Raw genomic sequence first — 7,112 nt, forward strand, 5'->3', positions numbered from 1 at the left:
TACGATCCGACTTCTCGACGTCGCCGCCGAGCTGGCCGCGGCCCGCGACGGGTCGCACCGGGCGGTCGGGCGGCTGGTGTCGGTGGTCTCCGACGGCGGGCCGCAGCTGCGCGAGGTGGCCGCGGCGCTGGCCGACGGCACGGCCGGCTCGGCGTGGGTCGTGGGCCTGACCGGCTCGCCCGGGGTGGGGAAGTCGACGACCGTCTCCGCGCTGGTCACGGAGCTGCGCCGGCGGGGCCGGCGGGTGGGCGTGCTCGCGGTCGACCCGTCCTCGCCGTTCTCGGGCGGCGCGCTGCTCGGTGACCGGGTGCGGATGGGCGGGCACGCCCTCGACGAGGGGGTGTACGTCCGGTCGATGGCCTCCCGGGGGCACCTGGGCGGGCTGGCCGCGACCACGCCGCAGGCGGTCCGTGTGCTCGAGGCCGCCGGGGTGGACGTGGTCGTCGTCGAGACCGTCGGCGTGGGCCAGAGCGAGGTCGAGGTGGCCGCGCTCGCCGACACGACGGTCGTGCTGCTCGCGCCCGGCATGGGGGACGGCGTGCAGGCCGCCAAGGCCGGCATCCTCGAGGTCGGCGACGTGCTGTGCGTCAACAAGGCCGACCGGGACGGCGCGGACGCCACCGTCCGCGAGCTGCGCCAGTCGGTCGCGCTCGGCGCCGACGGCCGGGAGCCGGGGGACTGGCGGCCCGCCGTCGTCCGCACGGTGGCCTCCGCCGGTGACGTCACCGAGCTCGTCGACGCCCTGGACGCCCACCGGACCTGGGCCCAGGAGCACGGCCGCGCCGAGGACCTGCGCCGGCGCCGCGCCGCCGGAGAGGTGCGCGCGCTGGGGCTGGCACGGCTCACGGCCGCCTTCGGGCGCCTGGGCGGCGGCGGCCTGCTCGACGAGGTCGCCGCCGAGGTGGCCGCCGGGCGGCTCGACCCGTTCAGCGGGGCCGACCGGCTCGTCGCCTCCGTCGAGGGCTGACCCCCGGGGGCCTGGTCGCCGGGCGGTCCGCCGGTGCGGGCCGGCGGGAGGCCGCGGTCTACCGTGGCGGCCGTGCTGGTCGCCTTCTCCCTGGCCCCGTCCACCTCCGGCGAGGACGGCTCGGTCTCCGACGCCGTCGCCGAGGTCGTCGCCCTCGTGCGCGCCTCGGGGCTGCCCCACCGGACCGACGCCATGTTCACGACCATCGAGGGCAGCTGGGCGGAGTGCACCGAGCTCGTCGGGCTGTGCATCGACGTGCTCACGGCCCGGGCGCCGCGGGTCTCGCTGGTGCTCAAGGCCGACGTCCGCCCGGGCCGCACCGGCGAGCTCACCGCCAAGCTGGACCGCCTCGAGGAGGCCGTCGAGCGCCTCGACCGGGGCTGAGCGCCGGCCCCGGGACGCAGGGCCCGGTGCGCGGGCCCGCGCCGCGGGGCAGGATGCCCCGATGACGGCCCCCGACCCGACGTCCGCGCCCACCGCACCCGGCGACGCCCGGCGGGGGGACGGAGGCACCGGCGGGCGTGCCGACCACGGCACCGCGGACGTGGTCCGGGCGGTCGCGGTCGTCGTCGCCGCCGTGGCGCAGGTCGTCTGCAGCCCGCTCGGCGCGGCCCTGCCCGGGGCCCGCAGCGTCGCCGACGTGTCCGACGCCTACACGACCGTCATCACCCCGGCCGGGTACGCCTTCGCCATCTGGGGGCTGATCTTCCTCGGCTGCCTCGCCTGGGCGGTCTACCAGGCGCTGCCGTCGCAGCTGGGCCGGAGCGTGCACCGTCGCGCGGGCTGGCCCCTCGCCGTCGCGTTCGCCGCGAACGCCGCGTGGGAGACGGTGTTCCCGCGGGACGGCACCTGGGTGCTCGTCGCGCAGGGGCTCATCGTCGTCGCCGTGGCCGCGTCGGCCACGGCGCTCGGCCGGCTCCAGGACCCCGAGCCGCAGGGCCTCGCGCGGCTGCTGCCCTCCGCCGTGGCGGCGCTGCTGCTGGGCTGGGTGACCATCGCCACCGTCGCCAACGTCGGCATCACCGGGGTGTACCTGGGCGCCCCCGCCCAGGGCGGCCTCGCCGAGGGCGCCGGCATCGTCGCGCTGCTCGCCGCCGCGGCCGTGGTCCTCGACGTGACCCTGCGGCTGCGGACCTCGGCCGGCCCGTTCGCCCTGGCCGCCGGCTGGGGCCTGCTCGCGGTCGCCCGCCACGACCCGCCCTTCGCGGTCGGCATCGCGGCGTGGGTCGCCGTCGCCGTGGTGGTCGCCGGCCTCGGCGTGCAGGTGTGGCGGACCCGGCGCCCGGTGCGGGTGCTGGTCGGCTGAGGCCGGTGGCTCAGCCGAGGTCGACCGCTCCCGGGGCGGTCAGCCGGGGCCGGGCTCGTAGAGCGGGCCGAGGTCGACCTGGACCGCCGGCGTCAGGTCGTCGCCGGCGAGGACGGTGAGGGCGAGCCGACCCCCGTCGGCGGCCTGGTCGCCCGTGCCGATGACCTCGCGCGTGGCGACGACGGTCTCCCCGTCGGCCGCCAGGGCCACGGTGACCCCGTAGTCCGCGGGGTCCCACCGGCCGGCCTCCCGTGGGGTGCCGTCCTCGGCGAGGGCGACGGCCACGAGCCCCGCCGAGAAGGTGTCGGTCGCCTCGTCGTACCCGTCGACCGGCAGGACCGCCGTCCTGCGCTCCGGCAGGTAGGCGAAGAGCCGGCTGTCCCACTCCGTCGAGCTGGACGTCCCGGGCCACACCACCTGGCCGAGCACGCCGGGGGCTGCGAGGTCGCGCACGTCGTAGGTCTCCACCTTGGCCCCGGTGAGCGTGCCGTCCGCCTCGCCGGCCTGGCCGACCCCGAGCAGGACGTCGTCCCCGACCGGGTGCAGGTAGCCGGAGTACCCGGTCACCTTGAGCTCACCGAGGACGCGCGGGTCTGCCGGGTCGGAGAGGTCGACCGTGTACAGCGGGTCGGTCTGCCGGAACGTCACCACCACGGCGAGGTCGTCGAACCACCGCAGCGAGCGGATCTGCTCGCCCGGACCCAGTCCGTCCACCCGGCCGGTCTCGACCAGCCCGTCGGTGGTCTCCCGCAGCACGACGACGCTCGAGCTGGTCGACGGCGCGGCCGACGACGCGGCGTCCCCGGCGCCGGGCACCGCGGAGGGAACCGACCCTGCGGCGGCAGGGCCCTCCGACGTCGTGCCCACCCGGAGGTGGCCGTCGGCGGCGTCCAGCGCCCAGGAGCCCAGCAGCCAGCCGTCGACGCTGCCCGACCCCAGGTAGTCCGTGCTCGTGCCCTCGGTCGTGAAGCCGTGCAGCTCGGTGGTCGTCCGCCAGCCCTCCGCCGTCCGCCACGTCCAGCCGCCCCGCGTGGTGGCCACGTACAGCCGGTCCGTGGAGGCGTAGACCAGGGAGCCGTCGGCGCTCACCGACGTGGTGCCGAGCAGCGGCTCGTCCGCCGCAGGGTCGAGGGCGAGGACCGTCAGCGTGCCGGGCCCCGCGCTCTCGGCCGGGTGCGCGACCGACCCGCACGGCACCGGTGACGTGCCGACGACCGCGCCGTCGGAGTCCCGGGTCACCAGGTCGGGCAGCCAGGCGGTCGCGTCGGCGTCCCGGACCGCCTGCTCGTTGAGCGCCTCCGCCTCCGTGACGAGGGCGGCGTCGGGCTCGGGGGCGACCTCCAGGCCGGCCGTCGAGCGCTCCTGCTGCAGCGTCCACGGGTCGGTGAGGGCCAGGGTGGGTCCGGAGGTCGTGACGACCCGGACGGTCCCCCCGGTGGCGCGGGCGGACACGTAGCCGCCCTCCACCTCGGTGCGGTCGGCCACGACCGGCGCCGTCGGGTCCGAGACGTCGACCGTGGTGACGGTGGTCGTCGAGGTCCCCCAGCCGGGGACCACGCCCACGGGCACGCGAAGACTTGCGGCGGCCGCGCCCGTCCCGGCTGTCCCCGGCAGGGAGGCCGAGCCGAGCACCACCACCCGGTCCCCGACCACCAGCAGCTCGGAGGACGACCGCCAGTCCCCGCCCTCGGGGCCGGGGTCACCGGTACCCAGGTCCACGGTGCCCAGCACCGACCCCGAGTCCGTGTCGGCGACGAGGAGGCGGCGCTCGGTGAGGGTGTAGGCCAGGCCGTCGACGAGCTTGAGTCGGCTCGGCTCGTCCACGCCGTCCTCCTGCACGTTCGTCCCCGTGCCGGAGGAGCCGACCGCGGCGCCGGTCCCGCCGACGGCGGCCGCGGCGTCGGCCCCCGCCCCTGCGGGTGCGCCGGCTGCCGACCGGGCGAGCGTCCCCTCCTCGGTGACGGCCATCCCGCCGCCGGCCCCGTCCATGCCGTACGCCCCGACCCGTTCCAGGGCCGAGTCGCGGTACCAGCCCACGAGCTCCTCGCAGGAGTCGAAGCTGGTGAGGGAGGCCGCCCGGGCCGACGGCGCCCCGGCCACGTCGACCGCGACCACCGCCGCCCCGGTCGCGACCGCGACCCCCGTCGCCAGGGCGAGCGCCCGACCGGTGCGCCTGCGTGCCGGGACCGTCCTGCCACCGCTGCCGACCATGACGACCTCCGCCGCTCGTGCCCCGCGCCGCCGCGGTGCCTCGTCGCTGGGACGCGGCCCGGGCACCCCCGGTTCCACCGGGTCGTAGCATCGGCCCTGTCCCGCGACCCGGGACGGACCCGCACCCTGCCGAACCCGACACAGCCGTCGGTCAGGAGGACCCCATGGACGACGCCCGCGCACGCTGGCAGGCCCGCTTCGACTCCGCCCTCACCGCCGGGCGGGTCCGCGACGCCGACTTCACCACCCTGTCCGGCCAGGAGGTCGACCCGGTCTACGGACCGCCCGACGGGGCCCCGGTCGACGAGCGCGTCGGGTGGCCGGGGGAGTACCCGTTCACCCGCGGGCTGCACCCCACCGGGTACCGCGGCCGCGCCTGGACCATCCGGCAGTTCGCCGGCTTCGGCAACGCCGAGCAGTCCAACGACCGCTACCGCAAGATCCTCGCCAACGGCGGCGGTGGCCTGTCGGTCGCCTTCGACATGCCGACGCTCATGGGCAAGGACTCCGACGACCCGCGCAGCCTCGGGGAGGTCGGGCACTGCGGCGTCGCCATCGACTCCGCGGCCGACATGGAGGTGCTGTTCCGCGGCATCCCGCTGGACGAGGTCACCACCTCCATGACGATCTCCGGGCCCGCGGTCCCGGTGTTCTGCATGTACCTGGTCGCGGCCGAGCGGGCCGGGGTGGACACCCGCCGGCTCGACGGCACGCTGCAGACGGACATCTTCAAGGAGTACATGGCGCAGAAGGAGTGGCTCTTCGGGCCCGGACCCCACCTGCGGCTCATCGGCGACCTGCTCGAGCACTGCGCCGCGGAGGTGCCGCGCTACAAGCCGGTGTCGGTGTCGGGGTACCACATCCGCGAGGCCGGCTCCACGGCCGCGCAGGAGCTCGCGTTCACCCTCGCCGACGGCTTCGCCTACGTCGAGCTCGGCCTGTCGCGGGGCCTGGACGTCGACGTCTTCGCCCCCGGTCTGTCGTTCTTCTTCGACGCCCACATCGACCTGTTCGAGGAGGTCGCCAAGTTCCGGGCGGCCCGGCGGATCTGGGCGCGCTGGCTGCGCGAGCGCTACGGCGCGACGACCGACAAGGCCCAGTGGCTGCGCTTCCACACCCAGACCGCCGGGGTGTCCCTCACCGCCCAGCAGCCGTACACCAACGTCGTCCGCACGGCCGTCGAGGCGCTCGCCGCCGTCTTCGGCGGCACCAACAGCCTGCACACCAACGCCCTCGACGAGACCCTCGCCCTGCCCAGCGAGCAGGCCGCGGAGATCGCGCTGCGCACCCAGCAGGTGCTCGCGGAGGAGACCGGCGTCGCGAACGTCGCCGACCCGCTCGGCGGCTCCTGGTACGTGGAGGCGCTGACCGACCGGATGGAGGCGGACGCCGAGCGCATCTTCGCCACCATCGAGGCGATGGGGGAGGCCGGCCGCGACCGCGCCGCCGACGGCTCGGTGGTCCACGAGGTCGGGCCGATGACCTCCGGCGTGCTCCGGGGCATCGAGGACGGCTGGTTCCTCGCCGAGATCGCCGACGCCTCGTTCGCCTACCAGGTCGCGCTGGAGAAGGGCGAGAAGCGGGTCGTCGGCGTCAACTGCCACACCGAGTCGGTGAGCACGCCGCTGGAGATCCTCCGCGTCGGCCACGAGGTGGAGACCGACCAGGTCGCGGCCCTGCAGGCCCGGCGTTCCGCGCGCGACGACGGGGCCGTGCGGGCCGCCCTGGCGGACCTGCTCGCGGCCGCGCGGGACGGGCGCAACATGGTGCCGCCCATGCTGCAGGCCTGCCGGGCCGAGGCGACGCTGGGCGAGATCTGCGGCCTGCTGCAGGAGGAGTGGGGCGGCTACACCGAGCCGGCCCGGTTCTGACGCCGCGCGAGGCCTGCCGGAGGACCCGGGGCGCGGCCTGCCGGAGGACCCGGCGCGGCCTGCCGGGGTGCCGGGACCCCCGCCCCTATCCTCGCGGGCGTGGTGCCTCGGTTCGTCCCCACGGCTGTGGCGGCGGTCGGGCTGGTCCTCCTCGTCGTCGGCCTCGTCATGCTCACCGCCGCGCGCCCGCCGCAGCAGGTGACCGGGACCGCCGAGGCCGCCCCCGTGCTCGTCACCGCACCCGGGGCGCTGGCGCTGACGGGCCGACCGGTGCAGGTGGACGTGGAGGGCCAAGCCTTCGTCGGGCTCGGCCGCGGCACCGAGGTGGCCGCGTGGCTCGACGGGGTCGGCGCCACCCAGGTCGACGGCGTCGCCACCGCGACGACCCTGGCCACCACCGACCTGCCCGGCGACGACCCCGCGTCCGTGGTGCCCCCGGCCGACCCCGCGCTGGCCGACGTCTGGCAGACCGAGCAGAGCGGCGAGGACGTCACCGTGCGGCTCGACGCCCCGGCCGCCGAGCAGGTGCTGGCCGTGGTGGCCCCCGCCGGCGCGGCCGTGACGCTCACCTGGGACCGCCCCGCGCGCCACCCGGGCGCGTGGCCGCTCGTCGTGGTCGGCGCGCTCGAGGCCGTGCTCGGCCTGCTGTGGCTCGTCGCGCTCAACGCCCGTCGCCGGCGCCGCGCCCGCAGGGGACGCGCGTGAGCCGGGCGAGGAGCCTGCCGGGCCGCGCCGGTCTGGGCGCGGGCGCGTGCCT

The 7,112-nt window shown here is 77.1% G+C and carries 6 protein-coding genes; 5 read left to right on the forward strand and 1 reads right to left on the reverse strand.

Features of this window, described 5'->3' with window-relative positions; translation table 11 throughout:
- Window positions 1-4 precede the first annotated feature (4 nt).
- The 3 genes from meaB (at window position 5) to WCS02_RS15425 (ending at window position 2,273) form a co-directional block, all read left to right on the forward strand.
- Window positions 5-967, forward strand: a complete 963-nt coding sequence (meaB, locus tag WCS02_RS15415) for a methylmalonyl Co-A mutase-associated GTPase MeaB (protein WP_340294810.1) — start codon at window positions 5-7, stop codon at window positions 965-967.
- A gap of 72 nt (window positions 968-1,039) precedes the next feature.
- Window positions 1,040-1,351, forward strand: coding sequence for a thiamine-binding protein (locus WCS02_RS15420; protein WP_340294799.1), 312 nt, complete (start codon window positions 1,040-1,042; stop codon window positions 1,349-1,351).
- A 61-nt stretch (window positions 1,352-1,412) separates the two neighbouring features.
- Window positions 1,413-2,273, forward strand: a complete 861-nt coding sequence (locus WCS02_RS15425; protein ID WP_340294801.1) for a hypothetical protein — start codon at window positions 1,413-1,415, stop codon at window positions 2,271-2,273.
- A 39-nt stretch (window positions 2,274-2,312) separates the two neighbouring features.
- Here WCS02_RS15425 and WCS02_RS15430 read toward each other — a convergent pair whose 3' ends face one another.
- Complete coding sequence (locus WCS02_RS15430) at window positions 2,313-4,484, reverse strand: beta-propeller domain-containing protein (protein WP_340294804.1); 2,172 nt, start codon at window positions 4,482-4,484, stop codon at window positions 2,313-2,315.
- Between the two features lie 164 nt (window positions 4,485-4,648).
- Between WCS02_RS15430 and WCS02_RS15435 the strand changes: the two genes are divergently transcribed.
- Together WCS02_RS15435 and WCS02_RS15440 are read left to right on the forward strand one after the other, a co-directional pair.
- Window positions 4,649-6,355, forward strand: coding sequence for a coenzyme B12-dependent isobutyryl-CoA mutase large subunit (locus WCS02_RS15435; RefSeq protein ID WP_340294806.1), 1,707 nt, complete (start codon window positions 4,649-4,651; stop codon window positions 6,353-6,355).
- A 99-nt stretch (window positions 6,356-6,454) separates the two neighbouring features.
- On the forward strand, window positions 6,455-7,060 hold the full coding sequence (locus WCS02_RS15440) for a hypothetical protein (RefSeq protein WP_340294808.1): 606 nt from the start codon (window positions 6,455-6,457) through the stop codon (window positions 7,058-7,060).
- The last annotated feature ends 52 nt before the right edge of the window (window positions 7,061-7,112 follow it).

This window comes from Aquipuribacter hungaricus (assembly GCF_037860755.1).
Classification (GTDB): Bacteria; Actinomycetota; Actinomycetes; order Actinomycetales; family JBBAYJ01; genus Aquipuribacter; species Aquipuribacter hungaricus.

What these genes read in the sequence shown, in the direction of transcription:
- WCS02_RS15425 (WP_340294801.1), top strand. Translation starts at nt 1,413, where the DNA reads ATGACGGCCCCCGACCCGACGTCCGCGCCCACCGCACCCGGCGACGCC.
- WCS02_RS15430 (WP_340294804.1), bottom strand. Translation starts at nt 4,484, where the DNA reads ATGGTCGGCAGCGGTGGCAGGACGGTCCCGGCACGCAGGCGCACCGGT.
- WCS02_RS15435 (WP_340294806.1), top strand. Translation starts at nt 4,649, where the DNA reads ATGGACGACGCCCGCGCACGCTGGCAGGCCCGCTTCGACTCCGCCCTC.